Source organism: Mangrovimicrobium sediminis, assembly GCF_004745945.1.
Taxonomy (GTDB): Bacteria; Pseudomonadota; Gammaproteobacteria; order Pseudomonadales; family Halieaceae; genus Mangrovimicrobium; species Mangrovimicrobium sediminis.
This window is the reverse complement of sequence record NZ_SRLE01000002.1, coordinates 180,480-197,495: the sequence shown is the minus strand read 5'-3', so window position 1 is coordinate 197,495 and position 17,016 is coordinate 180,480. Positions and strand designations below refer to the sequence as shown.

The following is a 17,016-nucleotide window of genomic DNA, read 5'->3' as shown; positions in this document are numbered from 1 at the left end:
AGGTATTCGTCGAACGGCGCGAGGCGCCCTATTCCATGGGGGTGTGAATGAACCGCTGCAGGCCGTGGTCGGCGAGGAACCCGACCACGCAGGCGTGGATGTCCTCGGCGCGCTCCATCACCAGCACCTCGGCCAGCAGTTCGCGCGCCTCGGCGCGGTGGATATTGCGCAGGGCGTTCTTCACCTTGGGCAGGCTGGTAGCATTCATCGACAGCACGTCGTAGCCCATCGCCAGCAACAGCACCGCACCCTCCGGCTCCCCCGCCAGCTCGCCGCAGATACTGACCTGCTTGCCCTCGCTGCGCGCCGCCTGGGCGACGGTATTCAGCGCGTGCAGCACCGCCGGGTGCATGGCGTGGTAGAGGTCGGCGACCCGCGCGTTGTTGCGGTCCACCGCCAGCAGGTACTGGGTGAGGTCGTTGGAGCCCACCGAGAGGAAATCCACGCGCCGCGCCAGGCCCTGGGCCTGGTAGACCGCGGAGGGCACCTCGACCATCACGCCGATGCGCGGCGGGCTGGCATCCACCCCCTCCTGCAGGATCTCCTCGTGGCTGCGGTGGATCAGCTGCAGTGCCTCGTCGAGCTCCGACACGTTGCAGATCATCGGCAACATGATGCTCAGGTTGTTGAGGCCGGCGTTGGCCTTGATCATCGCCCGCACCTGGGCGAGGAAGATCTCCGGGTGGTCCAGGGTGACGCGGATGCCGCGCCAGCCGAGGAATGGGTTGTCCTCGTCGATGGGGAAATACGGCAGCGCCTTGTCGCCGCCGATATCCAGGGTGCGCATGGTCACCGGCCGCGGCGCGAACGCCTCCAGCTGGTTGCGGTAGATCTGCCGCTGCTCTTCCTCGGAGGGGAAGCGCTCGCGCAGCAGGAACGGCACCTCGGTGCGGTACAGGCCGACGCCCTCCGCGCCCTGTTCGAGGGAGCGCGCGACATCGGCCATCAATCCGGTATTCACGTACAGCGGCAAACGGTGGCCGTCCAGGGTTTCGCAGGGCAGGTCGCGCAGGGATTCCAGGTCGCGCGACAGGGCGCGGTCCGTATCCAGCACTTCCTCGAAGCGCGCCAGCACTTCGGGCCGGGGGTTCAGGTGCACGGTCCCGTTGTAGCCGTCCACCACGACTTGGCGCCCCTCGAGCCGGGTGTAGGGCAGGTCCACCGCCCCCATCACCGTCGGGACGCCCATGGCGCGGGCGAGGATGGCGACATGGGAATTGCCCGAGCCGCGCACCGAGATCAGGCCGGCGAGCCTGTCCCGCGGGATCTCGCCCAGCGACGAGGCGGTCAGCTCCTCGCCGACCAGGATGGTCTGCTCCGGGAAGACCTTGATCTCCTTGTCCGCCGCCTGCAGGTAGGCCAGCATGCGCGTGCCGAGGTCTTTCACATCCACCGCGCGCTCGCGCAGGTAGCTGTGCTCCATGCGCTCGAAATGGCGGATGTGCTGGATCATCACCTCGCTGAGCGCGCCCTGCGCCCACTGCCCCGCCTTGATCAGGCTGACCACCTCGCGCCCCAGCTTGGAGTCGTCGAGGATGCCGAGGTAGACATCGAACAGGGCGCGGTCCTCGGCGGACAGTTCGCCGCCGAGGTTGTCGGCCACTTTCTGGATATCCTCGCGCACCCTGGCCAGTGCGGTGCGGAAGGCGTGCAACTCGGCGCGGCGGTCCTCGATCTCCTTGCGCGGCACCGCGTACAGGTCGGCGTCCGGGGACACCACCACCGCGTTGCCGATGGCGATACCCGGTGCCCCCGGCACCCCGCTGACCCGCGCGCCGACGGCATCGCTCTTGTCATCGAGATCGAAGGCGCCGGTGACCCGGGCGTGGGCGATGACCGCGGCGAGCTGCGCGGACATGGTGACCAGGAAGGCTTCTTCGCCCTCGTCGAAGCGGCGCCGCTCCGCCTGCTGCACGACCAGCACACCGAGCACCTGGCGCTGGTGGATGATGGGCACGCCGAGGAAGGCGTGGAACGGCTCCTCACCGATATCCGGGAAGAAGCGGAAGGCCGGGTGCGACGGGGCGTTCTCCAGGTTGAGCGGTTCCTCGCGCTCGGCTACGGTACCCACCAGGCCCTCACCCGGGGCCAGCCCGGCGAGACCGATCTGGTCCTGGTTGAGGCCCTCGGTGGCGCGAAAGATAAAGCGGTCGCTGCCCGGGTCGCGCATGTACACGCTGCACACCTGGGTGCCCATGGCATCGCGCACCCGGTGCACGATGATGCGCAGCGCCTGCTCCAGCCCGGAGGCGGCGTTCACCTCCTGGACGATGTGGCGCAGGGTTTCGAGCATTGCCATCAGGCGCGGCCCTTGTGTTCTGAAAGACGCCCCAGCGGCAGCGCGAGCTCCTTCATCGCGCGGCGGTAGACCTCGCGCTTGAAGGAGATGACCTGGTTCAGCGGGTACCAGTAACTCACCCACTGCCAGTTGTCGAATTCGGGTTTTTCGTTCAGGTCCAGCCGCACGGCGTCATCCCCGGCCAACAGGCGCAACAAAAACCATTTCTGTTTCTGCCCGATGCAGGCGGGGCTCTGGTCCTTGCGGATATAGCGCTGGGGAAGCCGGTAGCGCAGCCAGCCGCGGGTCACGCCGAGCACCTCGACAGCATCCTGCTCCAGGCCCACTTCCTCGTGCAGTTCCCGGTACAGGGCCTGTTCCGGGCTCTCGCCGCGGTTGATGCCCCCCTGCGGAAACTGCCAGGCATCGCGGCCGCCGACGCGCCGGGCCCATAGCACCTGGCCCTCGTCGTTGGCGAGTACGATGCCCACATTGGGCCTGAAACCGTCCTTATCTATCACTTGTTATCGCTATCGTTGCGCTGGCGCCGGCTATTGTTCCACACTTTCCAGCGCCAGAGAAATTTACTCCGGTGCCGCTGCCGGCTATGCTCTGGCGCTTTTGGCGAGGCCCACGCAACCATGTCCCTGGCGATCTTCGATCTCGACAATACCCTGCTCGGCGGCGACAGCGATCACCTGTGGGGCGAGTTCCTGTGCGAGGCCGGCCTGGTCGACGCCGAGGGCTTCGCCGCACGCAACGACAGCTTCTACGCGGACTACCAGGCCGGGCAACTGGACATCAACGCCTACCTGCGCTTCGCCCTCGGCCCGCTGCGCGACCAGCCGCCGGAGACCGTCGAGGCCTGGCACCGGGAGTTCATGCGCCGCAAGATCGAGCCGATCATCCTGCCCGCCGGGCGGGCGCTGGTCGAGCGCCACCGCGCGGCCGGCGACACCCTGTTGATCATCACCGCCACCAACGCCTTTATTACCCGGCCGATCGCCCGCGCCTTCGGCATCGACGAACTGCTGGCCTGCGAAGCGCAGATGCTGGACGGGCGCTACACCGGCGAGCCGCTGGGCATCCCCACCTACCGCGAGGGCAAGGTGGCACGGCTGCAGGAATGGGTGAAGGAGCACAATGCGAGCATGGAAGGCGCGTGGTTCTACAGCGACTCGCACAACGACCTGCCCCTACTGGAACAGGTGGACCGGCCGGTGGCGGTGGACCCGGACGAGCGCCTTCGCGCCCACGCCGAGGCGGCGGGCTGGCCGGTGATCTCGCTGCGCTAGGTGCGGGTTGTGCGCACGCGGGTCCTGTCGCGCACCTCCGATCTCGTCAGTACCCGCCAGGCTTCGCCGCGCACGGATCGCGCCGCGGACCCGGCGAGTGATACCGCTCAGAAATCAGCGTGGCCCGGCGTGCGCGGGTAGGGAATCGCGTCGCGCACGTTTTCCATCCCGGTGACGTAGTTGAGCAGGCGCTCGAAACCCAGGCCGAAGCCTGCGTGGGGCACCGTGCCGTAACGGCGCAGGTCGCGGTACCACCACAGGTCTTCTTTCTGGTGATCGTCCAGCCGCGCGTCGAGCACGTCGAGGCGCTCCTCGCGCTGGCTGCCGCCGATTATCTCGCCGATACCCGGCGCCAGCACGTCCATCGCCGCCACCGTGCGCTCGTCGTCGTTGAGGCGCATGTAGAAGGCTTTGATCTCCTTCGGGTAGTTCATCACCACCACCGGGCGGCCGACGTGCTCCTCGGCGAGGAAGCGCTCGTGCTCGGAGGCGAGGTCCGTGCCCCAGGCCACCGGGAACTCGAACTTGCGGCCGCAGTTCTGCAGGATGTCGATGGCCTCGGCGTAGTCGATGCGCTCGAAGCGGTTGTCGATCACCCCGCGCAGGCGCTCGATGACGGTCTTGTCGATACGCTGCTGGAAAAAGGCCATGTCGTCCTCGCGCTCCTCCAGCACCCGCGTGAACAGGTGCTTGAGCAGGTCCTCGGCGAGGTCGGCGTCGTCCGCCAGGTCGGCGAAGGCGATCTCCGGCTCAACCATCCAGAATTCCGCCAGGTGGCGGCTGGTGTTGGAGTTCTCGGCACGGAAAGTGGGGCCGAAGGTGTAGACCTTGCTCATCGCCAGGCAGTAGGCCTCCACCTCGAGCTGCCCGGAGACGGTCAAGAAAGCCTCCCCGGCGAAGAAGTCCGCCTCGAAGTTCACCCCACCCTTGCCGTCGCGCGGCAGGTTGGCGAGATCCAGCGTGCTCACGCGGAACAGTTCCCCCGCGCCCTCGCAATCGCTGCCGGTGATGATCGGTGTATTGATCCAGTTGAAACCGCGTTCGTGGAAGTAGTTGTGGATGGCGTTGGCCAGAGTGCTGCGCACCCGGGTGATGGCGCCGAAGGTGTTGGTGCGCGGGCGCAGGTGGGCCTGGGTGCGCAGGTACTCGAAGGTGTGGCGCTTCTTGGCGATGGGGTAGGTTTCAGCGTCCTCGACCCAGCCGACCACTGTCACGGCGCTGGCCTGGATCTCCACCGACTGACCCTTGCCCTGGGAGGCTACCAGTTCGCCGGTGACCTCCACCGCACAGCCGGTGGAGAGCTTCAGCACCTCGCTGGCATAGTTGGCCAGGCTCTCGGGCGCCACCGCCTGGATGGCGTCGAAGGCGCTGCCATCGTGCACCGCGAGGAAGGAAATGCCCGCTTTGGAGTCGCGCTTGCTGCGCAGCCAGCCGCGCACGGTGACCTGCTCGCCGACGGCAATCTCACCGCGCAGGGCGCGGGCGACGGGGATGATCTGGGACATGTTCGGGACCTCCGGGGAACGAGGCGGGGAGCATACCGAAATGGACGGCGGGGCACCACAATGCCCCGCGGGTCAGGCGTGTGCAGCAGCGGGAGCCGAGCCAGTTGCGCGCCTTGAGATAGCCGCGCGGCCTCAGAGAGCCGTGCTGGCTGAGAGAGCCGCGCAGCCCGAAAGAGCCGCGCGCCTCAGGGGTAACAGGCGCTTCAGCGCGCCATGCGGGTGATGCGCGAGCCGTCCATGGTCAGGTCGGCGACCAGGCCCTGGTCGGAGAGGATGAAGCCGACGACCTCGTCCTGGCCGCCCCTGGCCGCATCCTGGGCGCCAAACCACAGGCTGCGGTCCGAAGCCAGCTTGCCCAGCGCCACCTGGCCGTCCTGGCCGATCTTGAAGCCGCGGCGGTTCTGGAAGTCCGCCAGTGCTTCCGGGGTGCGGAAGACAATCACCTCGGACTTGAACTTGTGCCCCTCGGCCAGGCCGAAATCCTTGCCGGCCGTGGTGTAGTAGGCCACCGGCTCGCCCTTCACCAGCAGCACGCCCTCGCCGTACTGGCCGCCGACGCCGAAGCCGAGCTTGAAGATATCCGGGAACACCAGTACGCCGGCGGCGTCGCGCAGGATCGCATCGGCGTCCTCGGTGTGCTGGCGCAGGGTTTTCAGCGCCACCTCGGAGTGAGTGTTGATGTACTCGACGGTGTCCGCCAGGGCGGCGGGACAAAGCAGCGCGAGGCACAGGGCCAGCGCGGCACGCATGTTATTCCTGGTAGTCATGGCAACCCCCTGTCGCAGGTCTTTTTCAGTCTCTCTCACCCTGTTTCCGCAGGTGGCCAGAGCGGGTGAGCGCTTCCCCGGTCGGGCCCGTGGGCGCGGCGGGAACTGGAAGCAGAGTCTACCCCAGCGCCGCCGGGCCGCGCCTGTGAAATGTGGAGAAACACACAGTTTTCCCCGCCCGCGGGGTGCGCGCGGGCTTGATCCAGGTCAATGCGGGTTCGCAGCGGCTGGGGCACCCTGCAAAAATGCCCGGAGAAGGGCTGTTGATATAACAAAAAGGAACCTCACCATGACCCAGCATCTGCTTCAGGAAGATACCCTCGCCGACCGCCGCGCCATGCGCCGGCTGTTTTCCGTGATCGGCATATTCGTCCTCGCCACCGCCGTGATGGCGGTCACCGTCGGACTGATAATGGGCTGATACGGCCTCAGGCCGCGGTGTGCAGACCGCACTCGCGGCCGTCGTGAACCTTGGTCGGGTCGAAATAGTGGCGGCAAGTGGGCAGTTCATGCTGCGCCATGTAGGCCTCCACGTCCTCGTCTGACCAGTTGAAGATAGGCGCGACCTTGACGATCCCGCGGCCATCCACGGACACGATGTCCAGGTTGCGGCGGTGCTCGGTCTCCTCGCGGCGGATACCGGTCAGCCAGATTTCCGGCTGAAACTCCGCCAGCGCGCGGTCGAACGGCTCGAGTTTCACCTCCTGGGTGAACTGCGCGTGGCGCTCTTCCTCGTCCACCGTGGGAATACCGCCCATGATCGCGTTGCGCCGCTCACTGGTCATCAGCGGGGAATAGACGTGGATGTTGAGTTCCAGGTCGCGGATCAGGCGCTCGGCTACCAGGTAGGTATCGCGCAGGTTATAGCCGGTGTCGACCCAGATGGTCGGCAGTTCGCGGTCGATCTCGCTCACCAGGTGCAGCATCACCGCGGCGTTCTTGCCCATGCTGGTGGTGGCGATGGCCGGCGCGCCCAGGCCCAGCGCCCAACGCACGATATCCTGCGCGCTGGCATCGCGCAGGGAGGCGTTGACGCTGTCGAGATCGAGATCGAGCACGCTGTGGTTCCGGGTTCTACGGGTAATGGGCCTGAAACTTTAAAGAATCAATAACGGCTTTACAAATAACGGAAAATTATAAATTTATTCCGTGGGGACCGCTTCAGGCCGCGGCCCGGGAGAGGATGCGCTCCAGCTCCGCGTGCAACTCCAAGTACTGCCGGGTCAGCTTGTGGCTGGGGGCGAGGTCGACCAGCGGGCGGTGCTCGCGGTGGGACTCGCGCATCTTCACCGAGGCGCCAAGGTAGGTGCTGAGTACCGGGTAGCCCTCCTCCTCCAACTCCGCCACCAGTTCGCCGGGCAGGCGGGCCTGGCTGTTGAACTGGTTGATGACGATGCCCTCCACCTCGAGGTCCGGGTTGTGGTCCTCCTGCAGCTCGGCGATGTTGTCCATCAGCGAGTACAGGCTCTGGCGGGCGAAGCTGTCGCAGTCGAAGGGCACCAGCACCGTATCGGCGGCGATCAGCGCCGACTTGGAATAGAAGTTGAAGTTGGGCGGTGTGTCGATATAGATGCGGTCGTACTCGTCGTCGAGTTTTTCCAGGGCGTCGCGCAGCTTGTAGATCTTGTAGCGGGACTCCAGCTCTTTCTCCATCGACGACAGGGTCGGGCTGGAGGGCATCAGGAACAGGTTTTCGTAGGGGGTCTCCCAGACGAAGGAATCCGGGTTCTTCTGCATGCGCCGCGAGCCCACCGTCTGCTTGAACAGGCCGGCCACGCCCTGGGCCTCGGCCGGGAAGGCCTCGGCGTCGATCTCGCCGACCAGGTAGTGGGTGGTGTTGCCCTGCACGTCCAGGTCGATGACCAGGGTGCGATAGCCCATGTCGGCGCCGATCGCCGCCAGGTTGCAGGTGATGCTGGTCTTGCCGACCCCGCCTTTCTGATTGAAAACCACGCGTCTCATGACTACCTCAGCGACCTGATCCATGGGAAAAACCGGGCAGGACAGTGTACGCAATGGCGCTGGCCAATGTAAGCGGCCAGGTGGATTTCCGCTATGCTTGTGGCTGATTTCGGGCCGGCAGGGAGGACCTCGCCATCGCCGACAACGACGCCGTGGAGGCACTGCACGCATTCTGGTTCGGCGAGCTGGACGAGAGCGGCATGAGCCCGCCGGCGCAGCGCAGGAACTGGTTCGCCGGCGGTGAGACCTTCGACCGCGCCTGCCGCGAGCGCTTCGGCACACTCACCGGGGAGGCAGTGGCAGGCGGCTTTGAAGACTGGACCGGTTACGATCGCGGTCGCATCGCCCTGCTCCTGCTGCTCGACCAGCTGCCGCGCAACATCTACCGCGGCACCCCGCAGGCCTTCGCCGGCGATTCGCGGGCGGCAGCACTGGCCCGCGGCTGGACCGCCGGCGAGGCCCACCGCGCCCTGCCCTGCGCCCACCAGGTGTTCCTGTTCATGCCGCTGGAGCACAGCGAAGACCCGGCGGACCAGGCCCTGTGCCTGGCCCTGTTCGAGCAGCTCGCCCTGGATCACCCCTCGCCCCTGGTCGAGGACTTCCTGCGCTACGCCCGCGCCCACCACGATGTCATCGCCCGCTTCGGCCGCTTCCCGCACCGCAACGCCATCCTCGGCCGCGCGTCCAGCGCCGAGGAACTGGCCCACCTCGACACCCACGGCGGTTTCTGAAGCGCCACAGCCGGAGGCTTTGCCCGCCGCAACCGATTGGCGCTATGCTGGCCCCGCCCTCCCGGACGAGACACCCACATGACCGACACCACGCTGCGCGTGCAGCTCCTGCTCACCGGCAACGAACTGATGAGCGGCGACACCGTGGACTCCAATTCCTCGATGATCGCGCGCCGCCTCGACGAGCTGGCCATCGACGTGCAGCGCAAGGTCACCGTCGGCGACGACCCGGCGCTGCTGCGCGCGGAGCTGGCGTCGATGGCGGCGCAATCGGACCTGGTGATCATCAACGGCGGCCTCGGCCCGACCATCGACGATCTCACCGCGCAGGTGCTCGCGGACGTCGCCGGTGTCGGCCTGGAACAGCACCCGGCGGCGGTCGCCCACCTGGAGACCTGGTGCGCCGGCCGCGGCCTCGCGCTGAACGCCGCCAACCTCAAGCAGGCCCTGCTACCGGCGGGCTGCAGGATCATCGACAACCCGATAGGCAGCGCGGTGGGCTTCGAACTGAACCTGGGCGAGTGCCGCGTGCTGTGCACCCCCGGCGTGCCCGGCGAGCTGGCCGCCATGCTCGACGGCATCCTGCGCGACCTGGCGCAACGCCTCGGGCGCCGCCTGGAGCGCGACATCCTGCGCCTGCAGACCTTCGGCCTGGGCGAATCCTCGGCGCAGCAGATCATCGCCGACAACATCCCGGACTGGCCGACGGCGGTGCAACTGGGCTTCAGAGCCGGCGCACCGCAACTGGAAATCAAGCTGGGCGTGGACCGCGCCGCGGACCTGCCGCAGCGGGACTGGTGTTACCAGCGCCTGCGCGAACTGTTCGGGGATCACATCATCGGCGAAGGCGACGCGCGCCTGGCGGACGTGGTACTGGCCCTGTTGCGCGAACGCGGCGCGACCCTGGCCACCGCGGAATCCTGCACCGGGGGGCTGATCGCCTCCCTGCTGACCCGTGTGCCCGGCGCCTCGGACGCCTTCCACGCGGGCTTCGTCACCTACGACAACGCCATCAAGCACAGCGTGCTCGGAGTGCCGGAAGCGGTGCTCGCCGAACACGGCGCGGTCAGCGAACCGGTGGTGCGGGCCATGGCGCTGGGCGCGATGGACGCGGCGGGGGCGGATTTCGCCATCGCCACCTCGGGCATTGCCGGGCCCGGCGGCGGCACGCCGGACAAGCCGGTGGGCACGGTGTGGCTGGCCTGGGGAGCGCGCGACTCGCTGCAGGCGCGGCGCCTGCTGTGGCCGGTGGAGCGCCACCTGTTCCAGACCATGGTGGCGGCGGCGGGCCTGGATATGATCCGCCGCACCCTGCTCGGTATCGAGGGTGAATCACGCCATATGCGCCAACGTCGCGCCTGAGGCGGGGCTGCCTCGTCCGTCTCCGGACTCGATCCCGGATTGGAGTGGCGGGGAGAGAAACTAACTGCCTTTCTCCCGAGGGGCGAGATGATCCCGCTCAGGGCTGCAACTGCTGGATAGCCCAGTCGCCATCGTCGCGGGTATAAAGGAAGCGGTCGTGCAGGCGGTGCTCGCGCCCCTGCCAGAACTCGATACGCTCGGGCAGCACGCGGTAACCCCCCCAGAAATCGGGCACCGGGATCTCCCCGCGGCCGAACTTCTCGCGCAGCGAGCGCGCCTGCTCCTCGAGCAGCGCACGGGTGGAGATCGGCCGGCTCTGGCGCGAGGCCCAGGCGGCGATCTGACTCTCCCGCGGGCGGGTGACGAAATAGGCGGCGGACTCGGCCATGCTCATCTTCTGCGCGCTACCGGCGACGATGACCTGGCGGTCGATCTCGTTCCACGGGAAGTGCAGCGAGACCTTCGGATGATGGGCGATGTCCCGCGCCTTGTCGCTGCCGTGGTTGGTATAAAAGACGAAACCGCCCTGGGACAGCCCCTTGAGCAGCACGATGCGCTGCCAGGGATTGCCCTGGGCATCCACGGTGGCCAGCACCATGGCCGTGGGGTCTTCCAGCTCGGCCTTCACCGCCTGCTCCAGCCAGTGCTCGAACTGGCGCAGGGGGCAGTCGTCGAGCATCTCGCGACTGAGACCGCCGGCGGTGTATTCGCGGCGCAAATCCTCAAAGTGCACAGCTAACTCCTGTCAGGCCGCTGTGGCGGCGAGCCATCATTTAAAGTCGTATCTGACCCCACTTTCGAACGTGGGGTCAGATGAGACTTTATTTGATGGACACGGCCGATCAATTGGGCGGGAACCCGGCAAATACCGCGGTGGCGGCCTTCTTGCGGCGCTCAGCGGCTTTGTCGCCCTCTGGCTGCGGCTTGAGTTCGGACTGGATGATCGAGCGCCACACCGACTGGTTGCGCAGCGGGTCGATCATGTCGACGATGAACGTGCCCTGGGTGTACTGGCGCACGCTGACATCCGACACCGCCGGGCCGCAGCGCCAGCAGTTGTAGTAGCTCAGGCCGTCGTAGGTGCGCACGTCGGTGCGCTGCTCGGTCACCAGGTGCCAGGTGAGCCAGACGTCCGCGGTGGCGCGGTCACTGGTTACCACATAACCCTTGCCGGTGAGTTCCTCGGTGATAGCCGCATTGATGCGATCGACCTGCAGGTCGCTGACCACGATGTTGGACACGCTGGTGCGATCCACCGGCAGGATGGCGATGGTCTTCACCTGCGTGAAGTCGTACTTTTCGTCGAAGTCCATGTTGGCCTGCAGCGTCGAGGCGCAAGCGCTCAACAGGGACAGCAGGGCCAGGGCGAAGACAGCCATCAAAGCGCGGTGCAACATGCGGGAAACTCCTTTTTAGGGTGTGGCGATTATAGTCAATCGGCGGTCGTCGGTACTACCGGCGCGCGGCGCGTTACCGCGGGTATCTCCGGGAAGCGGTGAAACTGCCGCCAGTCAGCGCCGAAATCCGCCGCCAGGCGGCGACCGAAGGCGGCGTTGTAGCAATCGTCCATCGCCCGGTCCAGTTCCGCCGCACTGGCGATACCGGCGATCACCGCGGCCTCGGCCATACCCTCGGCGCGCAGGCGCCGCCCCGGCGGCAGGTCCTCGCCGCGGGCCAGGGCCTCGAACATCGCCTGCCAGCGTTGCGCCAGCTCATCCAGTAGTGCCTGCATCGCCTGTCCCGCCGCGTTCCTGTGCCGCCGAGTATGCGCCGGAAGGGAAAACCGTTAAAGTCTGGGCAAACCCCGAACCGGAGCCAGTGTGAAAGCCCCACGCCCCCTCGCCCGACTGTTGCTGTCCCTGCTGTTGCTGTCGCCGCTCGCCGCGCGCGCCGAAACCCCTGCCGCGCCGCTACCCATAATCGACTACGGCGAGCGCTTCCTGCCCGAGGTGGGGCAGCGCGGAATGGTCGCGAGCCCGGAGCGCCTCGCGGCCGAGGTCGGCCTGGAGATGCTGCGCCGCGGCGGCAACGCGGTGGATGCCGCGGTCGCCACCGGCTTCGCCCTGGCGGTGACCTACCCACGCGCCGGCAACCTCGGCGGCGGCGGTTTCATGCTCATCCACCTGGCCAAAGAGCAGCGCCAGGTGTTCATCGACTACCGGGAAATGGCACCCGCCGCGGCGACCCGCGACATGTTCCTCGACGCCAACGGCGAGGTGGACAAGCAGCGCGAGTACTTCAGCCTGCAGGCCGCCGGCGTGCCGGGCACCGTGGCCGGCATGCTGCACGCCCTGGACAAGTACGGCAGCCTGGACCGCGCCGAGGTGCTGGCACCGGCCATCCGCCTCGCCCAGCAGGGCTTCCCGGTGAGCTTCGCCCTCGCCCACGAGATCGGCCAGCGCGCGGACATGCTCGGCCGCGACCCCGCCGCGCGTGCCGTGTTCTTTCACCCCGATGGCAACCCCTACGGCATGGGCGAGACCTGGCGCCAGCCGGACCTGGCCTGGACCCTGCAACAGATCGCCCGCGACGGCCGCGACGGTTTCTACCGCGGGCCGGTGGCGCAGCGCTTTGCCGCCGCCATGCGCGCGGGGGACGGCATCATGACCACCCAGGACCTCGCCAACTACCGCGTGGCCGAGCGCGCGCCGGTGCGCGGCACGTTCCACGGTTTCGAGGTGGTCTCGGCGCCGCCGCCCTCCTCCGGCGGCGTGCACATCATCGAGATGCTCAACCTGCTCGAGGGCTACGACCTGCAGGCACTGGGCCACAACAGCGCCGCCTATATCCACCTGCTGGCCGAGGCGATGAAACGCGCCTACGCCGACCGCAGCGAATACCTGGGCGACCCGGACTTCGTCGCGGTGCCGGTGGCGCAGCTGACCGACAAGGCCTACGCCGCGCACCTGCGCAAGGGCATCGACCCGGACAAGGCGACCCCGGCCGACACCATCGGCCCCGGCCTGCCGGTGCCGCCGGAGGGCAGCGACACCACCCAGTTCACCGTCGCCGACGCCGCCGGCAACGTGGTCAGCAACACCTACACACTGAACTTCAGCTTCGGCAACCACAAGATGGTGCCCGGCACCGGTGTGCTGCTCAACAACGAGATGGCAGACTTCGCCGCCGACCCGGGCAGCGCCAATGCCTTCGGTCTTATCCAGGGTGAGCGCAACCGCATCGAGGGGCGCAAGCGGCCGCTGTCGTCGATGTCGCCGACCCTGGTCCTGCGCGACGGCAAGCCCTGGCTGGCCACCGGCAGCCCGGGCGGCAGCCAGATCATCACCACCGTGCTGCAGGTACTGCTCAACACCATGGTGTTCGACATGAACCCCGCCACCGCCGCCGCGAGCCCGCGCGTCCACCACCAGTGGTGGCCGGACACCCTGCTGCTGGAGCGGGGCATCAGCGCCGACACCGTTGAGTTACTGCGCCAGCGCGGCCAGCCGGTACAGCCGACCCGACGCACCCTGGGCCGCACCCAGACCATCATGCTCGAGGACGGCTGGCTGCTCGGCGCCACCGACCCGCGGCGCCCCGGTGGCGCGGTGGCGGCCTACTGACGTTGCGCATGCACGGGTTTATAATCCCGCCGTTATTTCTGCGAATTCAACGGCGGCAGCGACCGGCCGCCCAGAGGGCATCGATGAGCAGAAGACCCTGCCAGCTGGCCTGTGCCGGCATCCTGTCACTCGCCGCGGCTGCGGCACCCGCGGCTGCCGAGCAGGCGCTGGCCCTGAACGCTGCGGCCAGCGGCCCGAGCGCTGCCGAGGCGCGGCGCGACGCCGCCGACTACCGCGCGGCCATCCGCGAGCTTGAATCCAGCGGGGGCGCCTACGCCGACCAGCTCGGCGAACACCTGGGGGGCCTGGGTATCAACCTGCAACGCCGCGGCAAGCACCGCGAGGCGGTCGAGCTGTTCAAGCGCGGCGTGCACCTGGCGCGCATCAACGAGGGGCTGTACTGCCCGCAACAGATCCCCCTGCTCGAACGCGAGATCGCCAGCCACCTGGCCCTGCGTGACTATGAAGCCGCCGACGAACGCGAGCTCTACCTGTACCGCGTGCAGATGCAAAACCTGGATGCCGGCGCCGAGCGCGCCCAGGCGCTGATGCGCCAGGCCGACTGGCAGTACAACGCCTTTCGCCTGGGCCTGGAGCGGGACAACTACACCCGGCTGATGACCGCCTGGGACCTCAACGCCCAGGCCGTCAACGAACTGGGCCGCGACAGCGGCAGGTACTCCGTGCAAATGCTGCCGCCGCTGCACAATATGCTGCGCGCCCAGTACCTGATCTCGGACTACAACATGGCCATGATCGAAACCCAGGCCCAGTACGCCATGGTCGGCAACGGCGGGTTCCCGCAGGACCCGCAGCTCAGCCGCTTCAACCTGTACCGGGCCCAGAGCTACCGCAAGGGCGAGAGCGTCGCCGAAATGCTTTACGAGGTGGAGAGCGCCCTGCACGGCCCCGGCAGTGAACCGGCGGCCCAGGCGCTGGCGGTGTACGGCGACTGGGAACTGTTCCACGGGCAGCGTCGCGCGGCCGCCGAGCGCTACCGCGCGGCGGTCGGGGAACTCCTCCCGCACGACGATGCCGAAGCGAAGATCGAGGCACTGTTCGGCGAGCCGGTGGAAATTCCGGACAACGACGCGGTGCGCTACCTGCCCCCCGCCGTGGACCCGCAACAGGGCAACCTGTTGCTGCGCTTCTCGGTGAGCGATACGGGCCGCGTGCACCACCTCGAGCGCATAGACGATAACGACATCGACCGCAGCTCCGCCAATCGCATCATGCGTATCCTGCGCGGGACACTGTTCCGCCCGCGCCTGGCGGCCCAGGGCCCGGTCGATGCCGAGGGGATAACCAGGGCTTATGCAATCAACTGACTCTCCCGGCGCCGGGGCGCGCCGGGTACATCGCGGACTCGCCACCCTCGCCTGCGCCAGCCTGCTGCTGGCCGGCTGCTTCGGTGCGAGCAACCCGACCCAGCCTTCCAGCAGCCAGACACCGCCGACGGCCAGCAATGGACCGGGCGGTGCCGGCGGCATGCCCGGCGGTTCGCCCGAGGGCTCTCCTGACGGACATCCCGACGGACACCCGGATGGCTCGCCCGACGGCTCCCCGGATGGCGTCCTCGGCGGCACGTCCCCAGGCGGCGCGGGCGAACCCGGCTTCGAACCCGGCGGCGACCTCGCCCTGCCGGACATGAACGACAACACCGCTCCTCCCCCTTCCCTGCCCGACTTCAACCAGCCCGACCCGGCCGCGGCCGATGCCCGCGGCACAGGTCCTGTCGCCGCAACCACCGGCGATCCAGCCACTGGAACAGGGGCTGAAACAGGCGCGGGCGCCGGACTGCCGGATGCCGCCGGCGTGGGCCTGCCGGGCGGCGGCGAGATCCTCACCACCGCCGAGCAGGTGGCCATCCTCGACGCCCAGCTCGACCAGGGTACCGCGGTGTTCGACGACATGATCCTCGACGAACAGGAAAAACAGCGCAGCAGCGCGCGCGACAACGCCAGCGCGGCGCAGGACGCGGCGCGCAACACTCCCGCCCGGCACGAACCCTACGAGAACGCCGTGGCGCGCAAGGACGGCGGCCTGTACGGCAGCACCGGTAGCAGCGGGGGCGGCGGTGGTGCGGGCAGCGCGCCGATGCCCTCGGGCACAGCCAAGTACCCCGCGCCCGGAGACATCCCCTCCGGCGCGGACGACGACGTGGTCGCGCGACAACTGCGCGAGGCGGCCCAGCGCGAGCCGGACCCGGCGGTACGCGAGAAGCTGTGGGACGAGTACCGCAAGTACAAGGGCATCGGCCAGTGACCCGCCAGCTGCGCCTGCGCCTCGCACTCCTGCTCGTCCTGCTGCCAGCAACGGCGCTCACCGGGGGCTGCGTCAGCAGCACGGTGAAAACCACCGCCGTGCCCGCCATCGACGCGCCCAGCAGGCAGGTGCCCGACGACCTGCTGCTGGATGTCGGTATCGCCACCTTCGACCCGGGTATCGACGACCTCGATGATGACGAAGTGCTGCTGGTCTACCCCGAGGTACGCAATGCCGAGGCGCGCTTCATGCCCGGGCAACTGGCCGAGGCCATGCAACAAAGCGGCGCCTGGGGCGCGGTGCGCGTGGTGCCGGACCCCGAGCGCATCGCCGACCTGCTGGTCCAGGGCGAGATCCTGCACTCGGACGGCGAACACCTCGAACTCGCAATCACCGCACGCGATGCGCGCGGCCAGACCTGGCTGGAGCGCACCTACGAGGGCCACGCCAGCGCCTACGCCTACAAGGAAACCGCCGCGAGTCACTACGACCCGTTCCAGGCGGTGTACAACGACATCGCCAACGACCTGCTCGCGGTGCAGGAAAAACTCGGCGACCGCGAACGCCGTAATATCCGCCTCACCTCGGAGCTGCGCTTCGCCCAGCACTTTTCCCCCGACGCCTTCGCCGGCTACCTGGAGAAGAACCGCGACGGCAACTACGTGGTCACGCGCCTGCCCGCGGAGGGCGACCCGATGCTCGCGCGCATCGGCAGGATTCGCGACCGCGACAACCTCTACGTGGATACCATGCAGGAGTACTACGACCAGTTCGACAACCAGATCTACCCGCCCTACCAGGAGTGGCGCAAGGAGAGCTACGCCGAGGCGATCGAACTGCAGGAACTGCAGGCGAAGAGTCGCGCCGAAATGATCGCCGGCGCCACCGCGGTGCTGGCGGGCATCTTCGCCCACTACGACGCTGCCAACGACGACCCTGAGGACGAAGAAGAGAGAGACAGGCGGGAGGCCCAGCGCGCCGCCGGCAGTGTCGCCATCCTCGGCGGCGGCGCCCTGCTCAAGAGCGGCCTGGAGAAGCGCAGTGAATCGAAACTGCGTATCGAGGCCCTGTCGGAACTGGGCCAGTCGCTGGAGGCGGAAATCACACCGCAGGTCATCGACCTCGAGGACCGCAGCGTGACCCTCACCGGCACCGTCGAGGACCAATACGCGCAGTGGCAGGAACTGCTCGCCGACATCTACGAGACGGAAATCGGCGCGCTGGAGCCCGCGCCCGGGGCGATGGCGGATTCGACTGATACACTCTAACTGAAACACGCCAGCCACGA

At 67.8% G+C, this 17,016-nt stretch carries 17 protein-coding genes; 8 read left to right on the top strand and 9 right to left on the bottom strand.

All coding sequences use genetic code 11. The features are described 5' to 3' along the window. Window positions 1–28: 28 nt before the first annotated feature. Window positions 29–2,293 carry a phosphoenolpyruvate--protein phosphotransferase gene (ptsP, locus tag E4634_RS02490; protein WP_135441123.1) on the bottom strand — a complete coding sequence of 755 codons (2,265 nt, stop codon included), beginning with the start codon at window positions 2,291–2,293 and terminating at the stop codon, window positions 29–31. Window positions 2,294–2,298: 5 nt separating this feature from the next. Continuing rightward, entirely contained in the window at window positions 2,299–2,799 is a 501-nt protein-coding gene (locus E4634_RS02485; protein WP_135441013.1) for an RNA pyrophosphohydrolase, read from the bottom strand. A gap of 120 nt (window positions 2,800–2,919) precedes the next feature. Between E4634_RS02485 and E4634_RS02480 the strand changes: the two genes are divergently transcribed. Further along, window positions 2,920–3,573 (top strand): histidinol-phosphatase, encoded by a 654-nt coding sequence (locus tag E4634_RS02480; RefSeq protein WP_135441012.1) that lies wholly within the window; start codon window positions 2,920–2,922, stop codon window positions 3,571–3,573. A gap of 107 nt (window positions 3,574–3,680) precedes the next feature. Here the strand turns inward: E4634_RS02480 and asnS are convergent, their stop codons facing one another. After that, complete coding sequence (asnS, locus tag E4634_RS02475; protein WP_135441011.1) at window positions 3,681–5,078, bottom strand: asparagine--tRNA ligase; 1,398 nt, start codon at window positions 5,076–5,078, stop codon at window positions 3,681–3,683. Window positions 5,079–5,281: 203 nt separating this feature from the next. After that, window positions 5,282–5,845: a lipid-binding SYLF domain-containing protein gene (locus E4634_RS02470; protein WP_135441010.1), complete on the bottom strand. Its 564-nt coding sequence runs from the start codon at window positions 5,843–5,845 to the stop codon at window positions 5,282–5,284. A 289-nt stretch (window positions 5,846–6,134) separates the two neighbouring features. Here E4634_RS02470 and E4634_RS21970 point away from each other — a divergent pair, with 289 nt between their 5' ends. Beyond that, on the top strand, window positions 6,135–6,266 hold the full coding sequence (locus E4634_RS21970; RefSeq protein ID WP_276606615.1) for a hypothetical protein: 132 nt from the start codon (window positions 6,135–6,137) through the stop codon (window positions 6,264–6,266). 7 nt (window positions 6,267–6,273) lie between these two features. Here the strand turns inward: E4634_RS21970 and E4634_RS02465 are convergent, their stop codons facing one another. Then, window positions 6,274–6,903 carry a phosphoadenosine phosphosulfate reductase domain-containing protein gene (locus E4634_RS02465; protein ID WP_135441009.1) on the bottom strand — a complete coding sequence of 210 codons (630 nt, stop codon included), beginning with the start codon at window positions 6,901–6,903 and terminating at the stop codon, window positions 6,274–6,276. Window positions 6,904–7,006: 103 nt separating this feature from the next. Next, window positions 7,007–7,807 carry a ParA family protein gene (locus E4634_RS02460; RefSeq protein WP_135441008.1) on the bottom strand — a complete coding sequence of 267 codons (801 nt, stop codon included), beginning with the start codon at window positions 7,805–7,807 and terminating at the stop codon, window positions 7,007–7,009. A gap of 152 nt (window positions 7,808–7,959) precedes the next feature. Between E4634_RS02460 and E4634_RS02455 the strand changes: the two genes are divergently transcribed. Together E4634_RS02455 and E4634_RS02450 are read left to right on the top strand one after the other, a co-directional pair. Beyond that, complete coding sequence (locus E4634_RS02455) at window positions 7,960–8,538, top strand: DUF924 family protein (protein ID WP_135441007.1); 579 nt, start codon at window positions 7,960–7,962, stop codon at window positions 8,536–8,538. Between the two features lie 78 nt (window positions 8,539–8,616). Further along, the gene (locus tag E4634_RS02450) at window positions 8,617–9,900 is read left to right on the top strand and encodes a CinA family nicotinamide mononucleotide deamidase-related protein (RefSeq protein ID WP_135441006.1); all 1,284 of its coding nucleotides are present in this window, start codon (window positions 8,617–8,619) and stop codon (window positions 9,898–9,900) included. 97 nt (window positions 9,901–9,997) lie between these two features. On the opposite strand, the gene pdxH is transcribed toward E4634_RS02450, so the two are convergent. The 3 genes from pdxH to E4634_RS02435 form a co-directional block, all read right to left on the bottom strand. Further along, a complete protein-coding gene (gene pdxH / locus E4634_RS02445) occupies window positions 9,998–10,633 on the bottom strand; it encodes a pyridoxamine 5'-phosphate oxidase (RefSeq protein ID WP_135441005.1) in 636 nt (211 codons plus the stop codon). A gap of 109 nt (window positions 10,634–10,742) precedes the next feature. Then, complete coding sequence (locus E4634_RS02440; protein WP_135441004.1) at window positions 10,743–11,297, bottom strand: DUF4136 domain-containing protein; 555 nt, start codon at window positions 11,295–11,297, stop codon at window positions 10,743–10,745. A gap of 35 nt (window positions 11,298–11,332) precedes the next feature. After that, window positions 11,333–11,632, bottom strand: coding sequence for a hypothetical protein (locus E4634_RS02435; protein ID WP_135441003.1), 300 nt, complete (start codon window positions 11,630–11,632; stop codon window positions 11,333–11,335). A gap of 88 nt (window positions 11,633–11,720) precedes the next feature. Between E4634_RS02435 and ggt the strand changes: the two genes are divergently transcribed. The 4 genes from ggt (at window position 11,721) to E4634_RS02415 (ending at window position 16,996) form a co-directional block, all read left to right on the top strand. Further along, the gene (gene ggt / locus E4634_RS02430) at window positions 11,721–13,463 is read left to right on the top strand and encodes a gamma-glutamyltransferase (RefSeq protein ID WP_240725054.1); all 1,743 of its coding nucleotides are present in this window, start codon (window positions 11,721–11,723) and stop codon (window positions 13,461–13,463) included. 83 nt (window positions 13,464–13,546) lie between these two features. After that, the gene (locus tag E4634_RS02425) at window positions 13,547–14,791 is read left to right on the top strand and encodes a hypothetical protein (protein WP_135441002.1); all 1,245 of its coding nucleotides are present in this window, start codon (window positions 13,547–13,549) and stop codon (window positions 14,789–14,791) included. Further along, complete coding sequence (locus E4634_RS02420) at window positions 14,778–15,728, top strand: hypothetical protein (protein ID WP_135441001.1); 951 nt, start codon at window positions 14,778–14,780, stop codon at window positions 15,726–15,728. The genes E4634_RS02425 and E4634_RS02420 overlap by 14 nt, the downstream gene beginning before the upstream one ends. After that, window positions 15,725–16,996, top strand: coding sequence for a hypothetical protein (locus E4634_RS02415; protein ID WP_240725053.1), 1,272 nt, complete (start codon window positions 15,725–15,727; stop codon window positions 16,994–16,996). The genes E4634_RS02420 and E4634_RS02415 overlap by 4 nt, the downstream gene beginning before the upstream one ends. The last annotated feature ends 20 nt before the right edge of the window (window positions 16,997–17,016 follow it).

Coding starts and splice junctions, on each gene's coding strand:
- ptsP (WP_135441123.1), bottom strand. CDS start 2,293: ATGCTCGAAACCCTGCGCCACATCGTCCAGGAGGTGAACGCCGCCTCC.
- E4634_RS02480 (WP_135441012.1), top strand. CDS start 2,920: ATGTCCCTGGCGATCTTCGATCTCGACAATACCCTGCTCGGCGGCGAC.
- asnS (WP_135441011.1), bottom strand. CDS start 5,078: ATGTCCCAGATCATCCCCGTCGCCCGCGCCCTGCGCGGTGAGATTGCC.
- E4634_RS02470 (WP_135441010.1), bottom strand. CDS start 5,845: ATGACTACCAGGAATAACATGCGTGCCGCGCTGGCCCTGTGCCTCGCG.
- E4634_RS21970 (WP_276606615.1), top strand. CDS start 6,135: ATGACCCAGCATCTGCTTCAGGAAGATACCCTCGCCGACCGCCGCGCC.
- E4634_RS02460 (WP_135441008.1), bottom strand. CDS start 7,807: ATGAGACGCGTGGTTTTCAATCAGAAAGGCGGGGTCGGCAAGACCAGC.
- E4634_RS02450 (WP_135441006.1), top strand. CDS start 8,617: ATGACCGACACCACGCTGCGCGTGCAGCTCCTGCTCACCGGCAACGAA.
- E4634_RS02440 (WP_135441004.1), bottom strand. CDS start 11,297: ATGTTGCACCGCGCTTTGATGGCTGTCTTCGCCCTGGCCCTGCTGTCC.
- E4634_RS02435 (WP_135441003.1), bottom strand. CDS start 11,632: ATGCAGGCACTACTGGATGAGCTGGCGCAACGCTGGCAGGCGATGTTC.
- E4634_RS02425 (WP_135441002.1), top strand. CDS start 13,547: ATGAGCAGAAGACCCTGCCAGCTGGCCTGTGCCGGCATCCTGTCACTC.
- E4634_RS02420 (WP_135441001.1), top strand. CDS start 14,778: ATGCAATCAACTGACTCTCCCGGCGCCGGGGCGCGCCGGGTACATCGC.